The following is a 16522-nucleotide window of genomic DNA, read 5'->3' as shown; positions in this document are numbered from 1 at the left end:
GACACTGCTTAAAAGCCGCGCTTTCGAGTGCGGCTTTTTTCGTTTCTCACACAGGCGTTTGCTATTTGCGGCGTGGCTCTTTCCTCAACTGCGCCCCCATGCTAAAGCGCCTGCAAGAGGACCAGATATGACGTATCAAAACCCGAAATCCATCGACACGATGGCAGATCTGCGCAGCCAAATTGATCAACTCGACCATGACTTGATCCGCCTGTTGGCTCTGCGCCAGCAACACGTGGACCGCGCGGCCGAGCTTAAGCCTGCCGTGGGCTTGCCTGCGCGCATTGAGGACCGTGTGAACGCCGTCATAGACAATGTCCGTGGCATTGCCGCGCGCGAAGGGTTCGATGAACAAACCGCTGCGGATATGTGGCGCTTGATGATTGACAACATGATTGCACGCGAAGAGCGCGCCATGTCCAAAGGAGACACAGCATGACAGCGACCAAAATTGACGGAAAAGCCTTTGCAGCCACCATGCGCGAAAAAATTGCATCGCATGTGGCGCGCCTGAAAGAAGTGCACAATGTGACGCCAGGTCTTGCTGTGATCTTGGTCGGCGAAGACCCAGCCTCCGAGGTCTACGTGCGCAACAAACACAAATCCACCGTCGAAGTGGGGATGAACTCCTACGAACACAAACTGCCGGCTGACACCTCCGAGGCCGATCTGTACGCCCTCATCGATCAGCTCAACGCCGATCCTGCCGTGCACGGCATCCTGTGTCAGTTCCCTGTGCCTGATCACCTGTCAGAGCGCGACATCGTCGCCCGCATTGATCCCGACAAAGACGTCGACGGCTTGCATGTGTTGAACGCAGGCCTTTTGGCCAGTGGTCAGCGCGCTATGGTCAGCTGTACGCCCTTGGGCTGTTTGATGCTTCTTCGCGATCAGTTTGGGTCTTTGTCAGGCAAAAACGCTGTCGTGATCGGCCGGTCTAATTTGGTGGGCAAACCCGTGGCGCAATTGTTGCTGCGTGACAGCTGCACCGTTACCATCGCCCATTCTCGCACCGCCAATATCGAAGAGGTCGTGCGCGGCGCGGACATCGTTGTTGCCGCTGTGGGCCGTGCAGAGATGGTCAAAGGCGATTGGATCAAACCGGGTGCTGTGGTCATCGACGTGGGCATCAACCGCATCGACGCGCCTGAGCGTGGTGAGGGCAAAACCCGTCTTGTGGGCGATGTGGATTACGCCTCTGCCGCAGAAGTGGCCGGCGCGATCACGCCTGTGCCCGGCGGTGTCGGCCCGATGACCATCGCCTGCTTGCTGGCCAATACAGTCACCGCCTGCTGCCGCTCAAACGGCTTTGCGGAACCTGAAGGTCTCACCGCTTAAGACCTGCTATTACCTTACAAAAAGACCGCGCGGGGCCCATGCCTTGCGCGGTCTTTTTATGTCTAAGTCACAGTTTGCAATACATATACGTGGTGCTGTGGCGGGCCTGCCCATCGGGGTCAAAGGCATAATCGGGAATATGCCCCGCGACCTCAAACCCAACAGCCGTATACAGCGGCGCTGCCACATCGCCCGTGCGGGTGTCCAGCGTGACCAGCGTTTTGCCATTGGTCTTGGCCGATTTGAGCGCTGCTTGCATCAAGGCACGCCCTACACCGCGCCGCCTTGCCGCGGGCGCGACCATCATCTTGGCGATCTCCGCGCGGTGCGGTTGATTGGCAGGCATGTCATGGATCAGCTGCACCGTGCCCAGCACCGCGCCGTCTTCTTCAGCGATAAACAAATCGCGTTCGCCGCGCGCCACACTTTCAGCGACTGTGCCCTGCCAAAAGGCCAAAGCCGCAGTCTTATCCAACGGCTGCATAAAGCCAATCGCCGCCCCAAGGTCGACGCTGTCGATCAATATCTGCGCCAAGCTTTGGCTTTGGCTCTGCCACAGATCAGGATTTCGAGCGGGGTAGGCTTTGATCACACGCATCAAACGGGTCTCTTTTCTTGGGGGGAGAGGTGGATCAGTCCATCGGCTGCAGGTCATGCAGCATCTGTTTCAACAACTCGGGCAGGGCGGTGTCTGCCCCTACTGGGGCGGCGTCCAGTGCTGCGGCCACGTCTTTTTCCAAAATCGCGACGGTGTTGCTGGGCTCGTACCCTTGGCGGGCAAACTCGATGTCATCAAAGCGCGAGGCGAACCAGTTTTGCCCCGTGGCTTTTTCCACCAGCGCCAAAAGCTTGCCGTGATCCAAATCGGCGTCTGTCGCCCAATCCAAAATCAACCGCGTCATCACTGTATGCGAGGCACACAAGAGATTGTTCAGCACCTTGGTTTGAATGCCATCGCCAAAGCCCCCCATGCGGTGCACATTCGACCCCATCGCCTCAAACAGCGGCCAAGCGGCATCCACCGCCGCGTCTTCGCCGCCCACCATAAAGGCCAGCGTGCCTTCAATTGCGCCGACTTGCGCGCCTGACATTGGCGCATCAATCAAATTGATATGGGGTGGAATTTTGTCACGCAAAGCGCGCACATATTTGGGGGACAACGTTGACGACACGATGATCGTTTCAAGGTCCGTGGCGCGCAACACAAACCCTTGCGTGCCGAAAAGCACCTCGTCGGTTTGATCCGTGTCGCGCACGACCGTGATCAGCGTCGTCAGCCCTTCCGCAAAAGCATCGGCGTCATTGCTCACCGGCAGGTTGCCAAATTCACTGGCGGGGCGAATGTCAAAGCCATCCGCATCAATCCCGCTTTTGCGCATGTTGGTCAGCATCCCGCTGCCCATTCTGCCCACACCTGCCAGTCCGATTTTGCTCATGGTCTGCTCCTCCTAATCCCATAAAGATCTTACCGCGCGGCAAATGCAAATGTCATTTGCAATGTGCTCAAAAAATGCGTGCCTCAGGCCTGTGTTTTTTGCGCGAAATATGGCGAAAAATTGACTTTTGTTACAGGCGCCCTGCGCCATTTTCACCCCGCCAGGGCCTCTCGGACGCTACTTTTGGGCTTTGAAGTGAGTCGCTTCAGATTTTCTGGGGCAAAGCCGTGTGTGGTGCGACTCACTTGCACGGGGCACGAAATCTGTTCGGATTTTTCGGCCGCATGGCTTGCGTTTGCCGCTGGGTCTGCACAGCGATCAAAAACGGTTCAGAGCAAATAATGTCGCGCGGTTGGGTGCTGGATTGGCTTTGCTCCAGACCGAAAACAAAAATACCGCGCCAATTCGGCACGGTACATCACAACGACATCTTGTAGGTCGCGCTTGCTGGGCTACGACATAACGGCTTGTACAAGCTGCGAGAGGGTGAGAGCACCTTCCGTTATCGACAGTCCAGTTGAAAGGGCTGCCATCAATGCGATGCCGAGACAGGTGATCGCAGAAGCAAAGACAATCCAGTCGAAAGCGACGGAGTCGAAGAAGCTGGTCTGGGTCGTTTGGTCAAATTTCACCGGTTTCATATAGGTGCCCCCCAAAGGCGATCTTTTAAAAGCGTGCGCATAAAACGCGGTGCCCGCGTCACGTTCGCAAATGCGTGAGATGTGACCTATTTGGGCACCAAAATGCGGCGCGAGTAGGGCTGAAATGGACCAATATATTGGTCATTATCAGAACCTGACATACTGATTAAGATATTGATAACAGATGAAATTTTATCAATATCGCACGACCCAAGAACGTCTTGGAACATGCATTTCTTTTAGCGTAGATTAATCCCAAACGCCTGCAGCTGAAACTTTAAAAAAGGGCGTAAATCTGGACTCAACGCGAGGACCCGCAAATAGAAGGTCCTCGCAGATGCTACGATGTCTCGTGACGTTGGGTCAATCGATAATTGTGGCTTCGGTCGCCGCGCGCAGGTCCGCTTCGGACACGCCGTCGGCCAATTCGACGATCTTCAAACCGCCGTCCACAACGTCCAAAACGCCCAAATTGGTGATCACGCGATCCACAACAGCTTTGCCCGTCAGCGGCAATGTACAGGCTTTCAGCAGCTTGCTGTCACCGTGCTTGTTGGTGTGGTCCATCACGACGACAACACGGCCAACGCCTGCGACCAAGTCCATCGCGCCGCCCATGCCTTTGACCAATTTGCCTGGGATCATCCAGTTGGCCAAATCGCCTTTCTCATCCACTTCCATCGCGCCCAAAATCGCCATCGCGATCTTGCCGCCACGGATCATGCCAAAGGAAAACGCGCTATCGAAATAGGCGGTGTTTGGCAGCTCTGTGATGGTTTGTTTGCCTGCGTTGATCAGGTCTGCGTCCTCGTCGCCTTCAACCGGAAAGGGCCCCATGCCAAGCATGCCGTTTTCAGATTGCAGTGTGACTTCGACGCCTTCAGGGATGAAGTTCGGCACCAAGGTCGGGATGCCGATGCCGAGGTTCACATATGTACCGTCTTCGAGTTCCAGTGCAGCGCGTGCTGCCATTTGATTGCGATCCCAAGGCATTATGATTGCTCCTTTTGACGGACTGTACGCTGTTCGATGCGTTTTTCGTGCTCACCTTGCACGATACGGTGCACGTAAACGCCGGGCAGGTGGATGGCGTCAGGGTCAAGCGAGCCTGTGGGCACGATTTCTTCGACTTCCATGATGCAAACCTTGCCACACATCGCCGCTGGTGGATTGAAATTGCGCGCCGTCTTGCGGAAGATCGCGTTGCCAGTCTCGTCGGCTTTCCACGCTTTCACGATGGAAATATCCGCGAAAATGCCTTCTTCCAAAATGTAGTCTTGGCCGTTCCAAGATTTCACATCTTTGCCGTCAGCAATCACCGTGCCCACACCTGTCTTGGTGTAAAAGCCCGGAATGCCAGCACCGCCTGCGCGCATGCGTTCGGCCAAAGTGCCTTGCGGGTTAAATTCAAGTTCCAGCTCGCCGCTGAGGTACTGGCGCATGAATTCTGCGTTTTCACCCACGTAAGATGACATCATTTTCTTGATTTGGCGGGTGGCCAACAGTTTGCCCAATCCAAAATCGTCGACACCTGCGTTGTTTGAGGCAACTGTCAGGTCCTTGACGCCGCTTTCGACCAAGGCGTCGATCAACAATTCAGGAATGCCACAAAGGCCAAAGCCGCCCGCAGCGATCAACATGCCGTCTTTTACAAGGCCGTCTAAGGCCTCAGACGCCGATCCGTACACTTTTTTCACTTTTCTCTCCTCAGGAAAATCGTTCGACAGATTGGACGCAATCCAGATGTAACTGTCAATGCAATGCTGCAGTGCAAAAACGCAAAACCACGCATCTTTTTACAGATGCGTGGCATTGAACTTGAGAATAGCAATTAAATCCCTTGGCAGATCAGCTTTAGGCTTTCTTTGCCGCTGTCTTTTTCGCAGGAGCCTTCTTGGCGGCAGCCTTTTTCGCAGGCGCTTTCTTTTTTGCGGGGGCCTTTTTCTTGGCAGGCTTTTTGGTCGCAATCAGTTCGAGCGCTTGTTCGACGGTGACGTCTTCGGGCTTGGTCTCTTTGGGCAGGGTCACATTGACCTTTTCCCACTTCACATAAGGCCCGTATTTGCCGTCCATGATTTTGATCGGACCGCCATCTGGGTGATCGCCGAGCTCTTTCAAAGCTTTCGCCACAGTGCGCCCACGACCGGGGTTCTCGCGCTTGTGGGTGATCATTTCCATCGCCAAGTTCATGCCGATCTCAAAGACTTCGCTGGTCTCTTTGAGGTTGGCGTAGACGGGTTTTTCCTCGTCTGGCAACTGGTGCATCAAATAGGGGCCAAAGCGACCCAAATTGGCCGCAATCACACCGCCATCGGGGTGCGGGCCAATTTCGCGCGGCAAGTTCAGCAAGAGCAGCGCTTTTTCCAGATCGATGCTTTCGGGCGCCCAGCCTTTGGGCAGCGATGTGCGCGGTGGCTTTTTGTTTTCAGGCGTGGCTTCGCCGCGCTGCACGTAAGGCCCAAACCGACCAGAGCGCAGGGAAATTTCGTCGCCGTTGTCTTCGCCCAAAACCTTTTCATAGCTTTCCGCACCTTCGCCCGAAATCGGACGGGTGTAGCGGCATTCAGGGTAGTTGGAGCAGCCAACAAACCCGCCAGAACGCGATGTTTTCAGGTGCAGATTGCCCGCGCCACATTTGGGGCAAATGCGTGGGTCTGTGCCATCTTCGCGCGGTGGGTAAAGCGTTGGCGCAAGGGCTGCGTCCAATTTGTCGAGCACTTCGGAAATGCGCAAATCGGACGTCTCAGAAATTGCCGCCGAGAAGTCACGCCAGAAGCGCTTCAGCACGTCTTTATAGTCTAGATCGCCCGCAGAAACCGTGTCCAACTCGCCTTCCAAATCGGCGGTGAATTCATAGCCAACGTATTTGCGGAAGAAGTTCATCAAGAAGATCGTTACGATTTTGCCTTTGTCTTCGGGGAACAGGCGGTTTTGCTCTTTGCGCACATATTCGCGCTCAACAATCGTTGTCAAAACAGAGGCATAGGTTGAAGGGCGGCCGATGCCGAGCTCTTCCATGCGTTTCACCAAAGTGGCCTCGGTGTAGCGGGGCGGCGGGTTGGTGTGGTGTTGCAGGCCTAGAACGGCGTCACCAGCGCCAAGCGCCGCTTCTTTGTCCACAGCGGCAGCCGTCAAGGCACCGGCGACTTTCTTGGCAGGCTCGTCTTGCATGATTTGTGGCAGACGGGCGCTGTCTTCTTCGCCTTCTGCGTCATCTTTGCCTTCCATGTAGGCGGCCATGAAGCCGTCAAAGGCCACAACCTGACCCGTGGCGCGCAAGACGACCTCTTGGTCAGCTGATGCGATATCCACAGTAGTGCGCTCCAAACGGGCCGCTTCCATTTGCGACGCAATCGTGCGTTTCCAAATCAAGTCATAGAGCTTGGCCTGATCGCCATCGGACAGGGCCGCCTCTTTTGGACCTTTGGCCAATTCGGTCGGGCGGATACACTCGTGGGCTTCTTGCGCGTTCTTGGCTTTGTTTTTGTACTCACGCGGCTTGGACGGCACATATTTATCGCCGTAACGCGCCTTGATGGCTTCACGCGCTTCTGCGATGGCTTCGGGCGCCATGTCGATGCCGTCGGTCCGCATATAGGTGATGAGACCCGCTTCATACAGGCGTTGTGCCGCGTTCATCGTTTGACGCGCGCCCATGCCGAATTTGCGGCTGGCCTCTTGTTGCAGGGTCGATGTCATGAATGGCGCAGATGGGTTGCGCGTGCCAGGTTTGGCCTCAACAGACACCACTTTCAGATCACGCGACGACACAGCCTGTACGGCCATTTCCGCAGACAGGCGGTCGCCAAGGTCGAATTTATCAAGCTTTTTGCCAGAGAGCTGCGTCAAACGCGCTTCAAACTGCTGCCCGCGCGGCGTTTCAAGCATCGCTTTGACGGACCAGTATTCTTGCGGATTGAACGCCTCGATCTCGTCTTCGCGTTCCACGATCAAGCGCAGACACACCGATTGCACACGGCCCGCAGAGCGCGCACCGGGCAATTTGCGCCACAAAACAGGCGAGAGGTTAAAGCCCACAAGGTAGTCCAAAGCGCGGCGCGCCAAATAGGCGTCCACCAGCGGCATGTCCACTTGGCGCGGGTTTTTCATCGCTTCTGTCACGGCGGTTTTGGTGATCGCGTTGAACACCACCCGCGATACAGATGTCGACTTTTTAATCGCGCGGCGTTTGGTCAGCGCTTCTTGCAGGTGCCATGAAATCGCTTCGCCTTCGCGATCGGGGTCGGTCGCGAGGATCAGTTCGTCGTCGTTTTTCAGCGCATCTGCGATGGCTTTGACATGGGGGCGACTTTGCGCGCCGATGTCCCAGATCATTTCGAAATCATTGTCCGTGTCGACCGATCCGTTCTTGGCCGGCAAGTCGCGCACGTGGCCGTAGGATGCCAATACGGTGTAGTCGCTTCCAAGGTATTTATTGATCGTTTTGGCCTTGGCTGGGGATTCGACAACAACAACGGGCATAGTACATCCTTTATACGACTCTGTTGGCCTTATGGCGGCGCAAATTGAGTTACGCAACTGCGGAATGTCAATGAAAGATCGTGAAATTGAGTTAATTTCTTGCGCAAGATGTCAAATATCGCGGGGCTTTCAGCTGATTTACGGCGCGGCCCTGACCCATTCCCATAGGGGCAAATCGACGAAAAACGGGCGCTCTTGACGGGTGAAATAATTCGGAATAGGCAAAGGGCAGGCTGTAGACGCCTGCCTCCCGCTGACATTTGTCTTGGTGAAGTTCTGCGACGATACATCTCTATCGACCTCTTTTTCCGCATATCGCGCGGATGGTAACGCGGGCCCCATCTCACAAGCGCGATTCGGCTTGAGGAACATGGGATATGTCTGACACCCCCTCCAATTCTTTCATCGATGGCCCCCTTGGCGCCATCTATCTTAAAACCGCCTTGCCGATTATTTTCGTCATGGGCATGAACGGGCTGTTGTCCGTCGCTGATGCGGTGTTTCTGGGCCACTATGTTGGCCCCCAAGCGCTAGCCGCCGTGACCTTGATGTTTCCGATCTACATTCTGATCGTGGCGCTTTCCACACTTGTATCGAACGGCATGTCCAGCATGTTGGCGCGGGCCTTTGGCGCAGGTGACACGACGCGCGCGCGTGGCATTTTTGCTGGCGCGCATGGTCTGGCCCTCGCGCTGGGGGGGATTTTGATCGCCTTGTTCACCATCTTTGGTCAGCCATTGGCACGACTGGCGGCAGGCGGCAACATGGATTTGGCGCAGATGGGCGCGCTGTATCTGCGCATCACTGTGGTCTTCGCGCCGGTGATGTTCGTCTTGTCGGTCCATTCGGACGCGCTGCGCAGCGAAGGCCGCGTGGGGTTCATGGCGGCAATGAGCCTGCTCGTTTCCGTCGCCAACATCGGTTTCAATTATGTGCTGATCGCGCTGCTTGATATGGGCGTCGCAGGGTCGGCTTATGGCACGGCCGCCGCGCAAATACTGGCCTTTGGCATTATTATTGGGTTTCGCACCTTCGGTAACACCGCGTTGAAACCATCGGTGGTGCTGCAGGCGACTTTGCGAGCGCATTGGGGGCGTATCCTTGCCTTGGGCGCGCCGCAAAGCCTGAACTTTATCGGTCTGGCGCTGGGATCAACGGCCATTCTGATCTCGTTGCAATGGATCGGCGCCGCCCATTACGCCGACACCGTCTCTGCCTATGGCATCATCACCCGCGTGATGACCTTCGCCTTCCTGCCGCTCTTGGGGCTGTCCTTTGCGATGCAGACAATCACCGGCAATAACTATGGTGCGGCCCTTTGGAAACGATCAGAGGCAAGCCTGCGGATCGCGCTCATTGCGGCGCTTATCTATTGTGCCTTCGTGCAAGGCATCGTGACGCTGTTTCCTAGCCAAATCGCCAGCCTATTTGTCGTGGATAAAGCCGTCATTTCGCAAGTCGCGCGACTTTTGCCGATCATGAGCCTTGCGTTCTTCTTGATGGGGCCTTTGATGATGATCGCCGCCCATTTCCAAGCCATCGGCCATGCTGCCAAAGCCGCCATTCTTGGACTGTCCAAGGCCTATTGCTTTGCCATTCCTTTGACATTCCTCTTGCCGCTATGGTTTGGTGAAACAGGCGTTTGGTACGCAAGCCCCAGCGCCGAAGTCCTGCGTTGCGCCCTCACAGGACTGGTGCTATGGCATGGCGCGACACGCGGCAATTTGCGGTTGGGGCTTTTCCGGTCCCATAGTGATCCCCACGGCGATACCCATATCCACACGGCAACTCATACCCAAGCCCAAACCGCAGCGGGAGAGGCGTCATGACCATCAAACTTCCATCCGCATCTCAGGCCAAAGATCAAGCCAAACGGCTGCGCGCCAAAATGGCCGACGACGGAACAGCGATTGGCCATGCCAAATCCCTCGAACTGATTGCCCACCAATACGGTTTTCGCGATTGGAACACATTCTTCGCAGCAATCGGAATCTTGCCCCCAAAAGACTGGGCCCCCGGCGATGCAGTGACCGGCACATATCTGTCCCAACCCTTCACGGCAAAAGTGGTCTCCGCCGCAATAGTCCGCGCCGGTTGGGTCAGATTAGAGCTGCATCTGGATGAACCTGTGGACGTTGTGACCTCGAAACTGTTCTCAAACCTGCGCAGACGCATCCGCGGCACCGTCGGCCCACAAGGCCATTCCATGGAACGCACCAGCGACGGCCAACCACAACTGCAAATCGGCATGTGGTAAAGCACACCCACGACCTGCAGGCACGAGAACCTGCCCCGCAGGTCGTGGCCTTTGAGTCAGAAGGTGATGCGGGCCGTAAAGGTTAGGGTCAGTTTCAGTTGTCTAAAGTCACCGTTCGGTTCGATGGGGATTTGGAAACTATTGTCCCAAATCGGCTCAAATCCGTCTTTAAAACATGTAAACTGCGGGGCGGCGAAAGGTTTAAACTGTTGCAAACACGTGCCTTAAAGTCGTGCAACTTTTTAAAACAGCGCTATGTGCGCGACAAAAGACCGCCGGCTTTTCGGGTGATGTGTCCGTCGAGTTCCAGCGTCATGATCTGCGAACTGACGTCTTCGGCGCGTGCGCTGAGGTCGCGGATCAACTGGTCTTCGGCAATGGCGACACCGCCAAGGCGTGACAGAATTTCAGTGTGCAGCGCCGTGGTGTCATCAAGCGATTGCGGCGTTTGGGCTATGGGCTCAATCGCTTCATCGGGCGTTTGTTTTGCGGTGAGCGCCAAGGGCGACGCTTGGGCGAGCACATCGATCACGTCGCGTGCGCCACGGATCAGGCTGGCCCCATCGCGCAGCAGGTTGTTGCACCCAGAGGAGCGCCCATCAAACGGGTGCCCCGGCACGGCCATCACTTCGCGGCCCTGTTCCATCGCGTTGCCAGCGGTCAAAAGCGAACCAGACTTGGCTGCGGCTTCGATCACAACGGTTGCCAAAGCCATGCCAGACACGATGCGATTGCGCATGGGGAAGTGCCGCGCAAAGGGTTTCATGCCAAGGGGTTGTTCGGATACGATGACGCCTGTGTCTGCGATTTGGTGGTAAAGGTCTTTGTTTTCAGCGGGATATATCACGTCCAAGCCGCCGCCAAGCACGGCGATGGTTCCTGTGTCGAGTGCGGCTTTGTGGACGGCCGTATCAATGCCGCGCGCCATGCCGGACACGATGCCAAAGCCTTCGGCGCCCAGATCACGCGAGACGGCGCGGGCCATTCTAAGGCCCAAGGAAGACGCATTGCGCGCCCCGACCAAGGCCACCATCGGGCGTTCAAACAGCGATACATCGCCTTTCACCCAAAGCAATGGTGGTGCGTCAGGGATCAGGGCAAGGCTGGCAGGATACTCAGGCTCACCTATGGCAAGCAGGCGCGCGCCGATTTTGCGACCCGCGCGTAGTTCTTCTTCGACAACGGATTTTGGGCATATTCTGTAGCCGTTTACGCCCGCAGCCCGTGCGATGTCTGGCAGCGCATCCAGCGATGCTTGGGCGGACCCGTGGTCGTTCATAAGGCGGTAAAAGGTGGCCGTTCCAACGCGGCGTGATCGCAAGAGTCGGAGCCAGTTGATGCGGTCTTCCGCAGTGTGGGGTGGGGTGAGGGGGGGGGAAGGGATGAAATCCATTTTGACCAGCTCTCTCCGTCTCTTGCAGTTAAGACCATCGCGCAAAATGGTTAATACCCAGTTACTTTCATCAATTTATCCTCAAATTTATCAAAAATTCGCCGCAGTCATCGCCGAGATCTGGGTGATTTGGCGCGGTGCGCTGGGTATGAAACGGAACAGGCGCTGCGGCTAGAAGAGCCATCAGCGCCTGTAAGTCTTTGTATTTGTTTTATTTGCAGGCGAGGTGCCGGAAATCAATTCCCGTTAAGTGGCCGATCCGCCAACCGTTAACTCGCTGATCATAGTTGTGGGCTGTCCCACGCCCACTGGCACCCATTGACCTGCCTTGCCGCAGTTGCCCATGCCCGGATCTAGCGCCATATCGTTGCCAAGTGCGCGGATGTGTTTCAGTGACGTTGCTCCGTCGCCGATCAATGTGGCGCCTTTCACGGGCGCGCCAACGACACCGTTTTTGACTTGGTAGGCTTCGGTGCACGAAAACACGAACTTGCCATTGGTGATGTCGACTTGGCCGCCGCCAAACCCGACCGCATAGATGCCGTCTTTGAGATTTGCGACGATGTCTTCGGGGGGCGTGTCGCCACCGAGCATATAAGTGTTGGTCATGCGCGGCATCGGGGTGTGGGCATAGCTTTGACGCCGCCCGTTTCCGGTTGGCTCAACGCCCATGAGGCGGGCGTTTTGGCGGTCTTGCATATAGCCGACCAGAATGCCGTCTTCGATCAATGTGTTTTTGCCGCTTGGCGTGCCTTCGTCATCGACAGAAATGGAGCCGCGACGATCAGGGATTGTGCCGTCGTCCAGAACGGTCACGCCTTTGGCTGCGATTTGCTTGCCCATCAACCCTGCAAAGGCTGAGGTTTCTTTGCGGTTGAAATCGCCCTCAAGCCCATGGCCGATGGCTTCGTGCAGCAAAATACCAGGCCAGCCGTTGCCAAGCACAACATCCATCACACCCGCAGGGGCAGGGACGGCTTCAAGGTTGACGCTGGCAATGCGCAGGGCCTCGGTGGCGACGGATTTCCAGTGCTCAGGGGCCAGCATGCCCAACAGCCCTGTGCGACCGCCACCGCCCGCAGAGCCACTTTCGCGGCGGCCATCTTTTTCAACGATGACGGAAATGTTGAGGCGGGCCATGGGGCGCTGATCCGACACGAGGCCACCGTCGGGGCGCAGAATAAACACTTCTTGGAAAGAAGCGGCAACAGAGGCCGAGACTTGCACAACGCGTGGGTCTAAGGCGCGCAGGAAATCGTCGATTTCTTTGAGCGTATCGATTTTGACATTGAACGCTGCGCCATCCATCGGGTTTTCGTCGGTGTAAAGTTTCACATTCGTCGCACGCGGTGCGTCGGCCAAACTGCCGCCACCGTTGCCCACGGCCAGACGCGCAGTTTCGGCGGCGCGTTTGAGGGACGATTCGGAAATTTCGGTCGAATGGGCATAGCCGGCGGTCTCTCCACGCACTGCACGCAGGCCGAATCCCTCGGATGCGTCATATGTTGCGTTGCGGATTCGCCCGTCATCCAATACGATCCCCTCAGATGTACGGCGTTCGAAGAATATCTCGCCATCATCAGCGCCAACAGTGGCATTTTGCAAGATCGACAGGGCTGACGCCTGATCCAACAGTGTCTCGAATGGGTCAAAACGTCTCGTTGTCATTATATTTTCTCCTTGGGGACTTGATCTAAATCAAAAAACACGGTCAATGGCGGCGCGGAAATCTTGTCCCACAGCAACTAATATGGTTTTTGGGGGTCGAGACTCAAACGAAATTCGTCCGAACATCGGGCACTGCGGCGCACATATCACTGTTGCGCTTGCGAAATGGGAAAAGAACATGCGCACAGAACGCTTTTTGTCTGGCTTTGCCGCCACAGTTTTAGCCTCCACCGTTTCAGGTGCCGCCATGGCGCAACAAGCCGGCGAATTGCTGGGCGCGCCTGTGGACGGCAAATTGGGTTTTCAACCCGCTGCGACTGAACTTGCTCGCGATTTGCAAGGATTGGACAACATCTTGTTGTGGATCATCACAGTGATCGTGTTGTTTGTATGCGTTTTGATGGCTTGGGTTGTGGTGCGCTACAACCGCAAGGCAAACAAAACACCAGCAACATTCACACACAACACACCGATCGAGATCGCTTGGACAATCGTGCCAATCTTTATTCTGGTCATCATTGGCGCGTTCTCTTTGCCAGTTTTGTTCAAACAGCAAGAAATTCCTGAAGGCGACCTCTACATCAAAGTAACAGGCTACCAGTGGTACTGGGGCTACGAGTACGTTGACGAAGGTTTCTCTTTTGACAGCTACTTGCTTGAGCGCGATGAATTGGAAGCTGCGGGTTACGACCAAAGCTTGTACTTGCTTGCGACAGACACCGCCGTTGTTGTTCCTGTAGACACAACTGTTGTGATGGGCGTAACCGGTGCGGACGTGATCCACTCATGGACCATCCCAGCATTTGGCGTGAAACAAGATGCGGTTCCTGGTCGTGTGGCTGAACTTTGGTTCAAAGCAGAGAAAACAGGTACCTTCTTTGGTCAGTGTTCCGAGCTTTGCGGTAAAGACCACGCCTACATGCCGATCACTGTGAAAGTTGTCTCACAAGAAGAATACGACGCATGGTTGGCTGGCGCGATTGAAGAGTTCGCGTCTTTGGAGGGCACAACTCCACAGATGATCCAACTGGCATCTGCTGAGTAACGCGATTGCGAAAATAGGCGTGGGCAATTTGATTTGCCCCGCCACGGTTCTAACTAGACACGCACAACGGCGCCGTTCGGGGGATGTTCTCCGCAGGCTCCCCCACCGATGCAAAGGCACGTGATGACAGACGCGACGATCACACTTGAGGACACCGAAGAGGCGAGCTTTGGCGACTTTTTCGCGTTGCTGAAACCTCGTGTGATGTCACTTGTTGTCTTTACAGCTTTGGTCGGCTTGATGGTCGCACCCGGATCAGTGCACCCGTTTGTCGCGTTCTTTTCAATCCTGTGCATCGCCATCGGTGGCGGCGCGTCTGGCGCGTTGAACATGTGGTACGATGCTGACATCGACCGCGTGATGAAACGCACCAAGGGACGCCCAATTCCTGCAGGCAAGGTGACCGAAGGTGAAGCTTTGGCCATCGGCGTGACGCTTTCGGCCTTTTCCGTGATTATGCTGGGCTTGGCGAGCAACTGGGTCGCTGCTGGGCTTTTGGCCTTCACCATCTTCTTTTACGCCGTTGTTTACACCATGTGGCTGAAGCGTTCGACGCCGCAAAACATCGTGATCGGTGGTGCTGCGGGCGCGTTCCCTCCGATGATCGGTTGGGCTGTGGTCACGGGCGACATCACAATCACCAGCACGCTGATGTTCGCTTTGACCTTTATGTGGACGCCGCCGCACTTCTGGGCTTTGGCTCTGTTCATGAATTCTGACTACGACAAGGCGAAAGTGCCGATGTTGCCCGTCACGCACGGCACGCGGTCAACCCGCAAGCACATCGTGGTCTACACGCTGCTTTTGGCGCTGACAGCGGGCGCATTGTTGTTCACCTCCATTTCTGGCTGGGCCTACTTGGTGGCGTTTGTCGTGATGAATGCGCTGTTTATCCAAGGCGCGTTTAAGATTTTGCGCCGTGATGACGCGGATGCCAAAGCCGATAATTTCAAAGTGGAACGGTCGTTCTTTAAGCTCTCATTGGCGTATCTTTTTGCGCATTTCGTGGCTCTAATGTTTGATGCGATGCTTAGCGGCTTCGGCATCGGAGGACCTTTCTAACATGGCGATCACCAAACTTCATGACATGCACACGCGCCGCAAATCCCGCAATGTCGGGCTGGGTCTTGTGCTGGCGACTTTCGTTGTGTTGATCCTTGGCCTGACTGTGGTCAAAGTGAAAACCGTTGATGTGACCACTGGTGGCATTGTGGAGGCAACCGAATAATGGCGCTGCAAGGTCCTCAAAAAACGGCTGCCACGCTTGTGGGTGTTGTTGTCTTGATGGGTGGTTTGGCTTGGGCGGCTGTTCCTTTTTACAGCTGGTTCTGTGCGGTCACCGGCTTTGGTGGCACCACTTTGGAAGCTGACGTTGGTTCTGACGTCATCTTGGACGAGACCATCAAGATCCGCTTTGATGCGAACACCGATCCCGCCATGGCATGGTCGTTCAAACCAGTTGAACGCGAGATGGAAATCCGCATTGGCGAAACAGGTTTGGCCTTTTATGAGGCGCACAACCCAACGGATCGCGCGATTGCAGGCACGGCGTCTTACAACGTTGCCCCATACGAGGCTGGTGGCTTTTTCACCAAGATCGATTGTTTTTGTTTCACTGAACAAGTGCTTCAACCCGGCGAGTCCGTGTTAATGCCGGTAACGTTCTACGTGGACCCCGAAATCACTACTGACCGTGACGCGAAATATGTACATCGCATCACATTGTCTTATACATTCTACGAAACCGATCTGCCCGAAGAGATTGCCGCTTTGCAAAGCGACGCTCCGAAGGTTACAGATCTTAACTGAACCCATTAGGGAAAATACCCCGAGGGAGAGGGACACACGACTATGGCTCATGTAAAGAACCACGATTACCACATTCTGCCACCATCCACGAAACCAATGCTGGGTGGTATCGCTGCCTTTATCATGTTGTTTGGTGCCGTCATGTGGATGGTCAACGACACACCTTGGATGTTCCTTGCTGGCCTTTTGGGCGTGCTTTACGTCATGTGGGCTTGGTGGCGCGAAACAATCCTTGAAAACAAGGCTGGCGATCACACGCCTGTTGTACGCATCGGCCTGCGTTACGGTTTCATCATGTTCATCATGTCCGAAGTTATGTTCTTCTTTGCATGGTTCTGGGCGTTCTTTAAAACGTCTATCTACCCAATGTACGAATACGCGGGCACAGAATACGTTAAACCTGAAATCATTCCGGTTAACGCGTTCCACCTGCCTTTGATGAACACATTGCTT

17 protein-coding genes are annotated in these 16522 nt (G+C 55.5%); 9 read left to right on the top strand and 8 right to left on the bottom strand.

The features are described 5' to 3' along the window. Positions 1–127 precede the first annotated feature (127 nt). Both ABF287_RS10345 and folD read left to right on the top strand, forming a co-directional pair. Entirely contained in the window at positions 128–439 is a 312-nt protein-coding gene (locus tag ABF287_RS10345; protein WP_347184932.1) for a chorismate mutase, read from the top strand. Further along, positions 436–1338, top strand: coding sequence for a bifunctional methylenetetrahydrofolate dehydrogenase/methenyltetrahydrofolate cyclohydrolase FolD (gene folD, locus ABF287_RS10340; RefSeq protein ID WP_347184931.1), 903 nt, complete (start codon positions 436–438; stop codon positions 1336–1338). Before ABF287_RS10345 ends, folD begins: the two co-directional genes overlap by 4 nt. A 67-nt stretch (positions 1339–1405) precedes the next feature. Here folD and ABF287_RS10335 read toward each other — a convergent pair whose 3' ends face one another. From ABF287_RS10335 to topA, 6 genes are all read right to left on the bottom strand, one after another. Further along, the gene (locus ABF287_RS10335) at positions 1406–1936 is read right to left on the bottom strand and encodes a GNAT family N-acetyltransferase (protein WP_347184930.1); all 531 of its coding nucleotides are present in this window, start codon (positions 1934–1936) and stop codon (positions 1406–1408) included. 34 nt (positions 1937–1970) lie between these two features. Then, positions 1971–2774: an NAD(P)-dependent oxidoreductase gene (locus ABF287_RS10330; protein ID WP_347184929.1), complete on the bottom strand. Its 804-nt coding sequence runs from the start codon at positions 2772–2774 to the stop codon at positions 1971–1973. Between the two features lie 452 nt (positions 2775–3226). Next, positions 3227–3415 carry a hypothetical protein gene (locus ABF287_RS10325; RefSeq protein ID WP_347184928.1) on the bottom strand — a complete coding sequence of 63 codons (189 nt, stop codon included), beginning with the start codon at positions 3413–3415 and terminating at the stop codon, positions 3227–3229. 363 nt (positions 3416–3778) lie between these two features. Then, positions 3779–4408, bottom strand: coding sequence for a 3-oxoacid CoA-transferase subunit B (locus ABF287_RS10320; protein WP_347184927.1), 630 nt, complete (start codon positions 4406–4408; stop codon positions 3779–3781). Next, on the bottom strand, positions 4408–5112 hold the full coding sequence (locus ABF287_RS10315; protein ID WP_347184926.1) for a CoA transferase subunit A: 705 nt from the start codon (positions 5110–5112) through the stop codon (positions 4408–4410). The genes ABF287_RS10320 and ABF287_RS10315 overlap by 1 nt, the downstream gene beginning before the upstream one ends. Positions 5113–5269: 157 nt before the next feature. Further along, on the bottom strand, positions 5270–7897 hold the full coding sequence (gene topA / locus ABF287_RS10310) for a type I DNA topoisomerase (RefSeq protein ID WP_347184925.1): 2628 nt from the start codon (positions 7895–7897) through the stop codon (positions 5270–5272). 377 nt (positions 7898–8274) lie between these two features. Here topA and ABF287_RS10305 point away from each other — a divergent pair, with 377 nt between their 5' ends. Together ABF287_RS10305 and ABF287_RS10300 are read left to right on the top strand one after the other, a co-directional pair. Then, the gene (locus tag ABF287_RS10305) at positions 8275–9726 is read left to right on the top strand and encodes an MATE family efflux transporter (protein ID WP_347184924.1); all 1452 of its coding nucleotides are present in this window, start codon (positions 8275–8277) and stop codon (positions 9724–9726) included. After that, the gene (locus ABF287_RS10300; RefSeq protein ID WP_347184923.1) at positions 9723–10154 is read left to right on the top strand and encodes a glyoxalase superfamily protein; all 432 of its coding nucleotides are present in this window, start codon (positions 9723–9725) and stop codon (positions 10152–10154) included. Before ABF287_RS10305 ends, ABF287_RS10300 begins: the two co-directional genes overlap by 4 nt. A 253-nt stretch (positions 10155–10407) precedes the next feature. On the opposite strand, the gene dprA is transcribed toward ABF287_RS10300, so the two are convergent. Further along, the gene (gene dprA / locus ABF287_RS10295) at positions 10408–11547 is read right to left on the bottom strand and encodes a DNA-processing protein DprA (RefSeq protein WP_347184922.1); all 1140 of its coding nucleotides are present in this window, start codon (positions 11545–11547) and stop codon (positions 10408–10410) included. A gap of 246 nt (positions 11548–11793) precedes the next feature. Beyond that, positions 11794–13215 carry a metalloprotease TldD gene (gene tldD, locus ABF287_RS10290; protein WP_347184921.1) on the bottom strand — a complete coding sequence of 474 codons (1422 nt, stop codon included), beginning with the start codon at positions 13213–13215 and terminating at the stop codon, positions 11794–11796. A gap of 178 nt (positions 13216–13393) precedes the next feature. On the opposite strand from tldD, the gene coxB reads away from it, so the two are divergent. The 5 genes from coxB to ABF287_RS10265 form a co-directional block, all read left to right on the top strand. Next, a complete protein-coding gene (gene coxB, locus ABF287_RS10285) occupies positions 13394–14260 on the top strand; it encodes a cytochrome c oxidase subunit II (protein ID WP_347184920.1) in 867 nt (288 codons plus the stop codon). Positions 14261–14383: 123 nt separating this feature from the next. Further along, positions 14384–15322 carry a heme o synthase gene (cyoE, locus tag ABF287_RS10280; protein ID WP_347184919.1) on the top strand — a complete coding sequence of 313 codons (939 nt, stop codon included), beginning with the start codon at positions 14384–14386 and terminating at the stop codon, positions 15320–15322. Between the two features lies 1 nt (position 15323). Next, positions 15324–15488: a hypothetical protein gene (locus ABF287_RS10275; RefSeq protein WP_347184918.1), complete on the top strand. Its 165-nt coding sequence runs from the start codon at positions 15324–15326 to the stop codon at positions 15486–15488. Then, positions 15488–16069, top strand: coding sequence for a cytochrome c oxidase assembly protein (locus ABF287_RS10270; protein WP_347184917.1), 582 nt, complete (start codon positions 15488–15490; stop codon positions 16067–16069). Before ABF287_RS10275 ends, ABF287_RS10270 begins: the two co-directional genes overlap by 1 nt. A 42-nt stretch (positions 16070–16111) precedes the next feature. Further along, the coding region (locus tag ABF287_RS10265) for a cytochrome c oxidase subunit 3 (protein WP_347184916.1) at positions 16112–16522 on the top strand (411 nt) is incomplete at its 3' end.

It is taken from the genome of Pacificibacter sp., from assembly GCF_039769035.1.
Lineage (GTDB): Bacteria > Pseudomonadota > Alphaproteobacteria > Rhodobacterales > Rhodobacteraceae > Celeribacter.
This window is presented reverse-complemented; position numbering and strand designations above follow the sequence as displayed.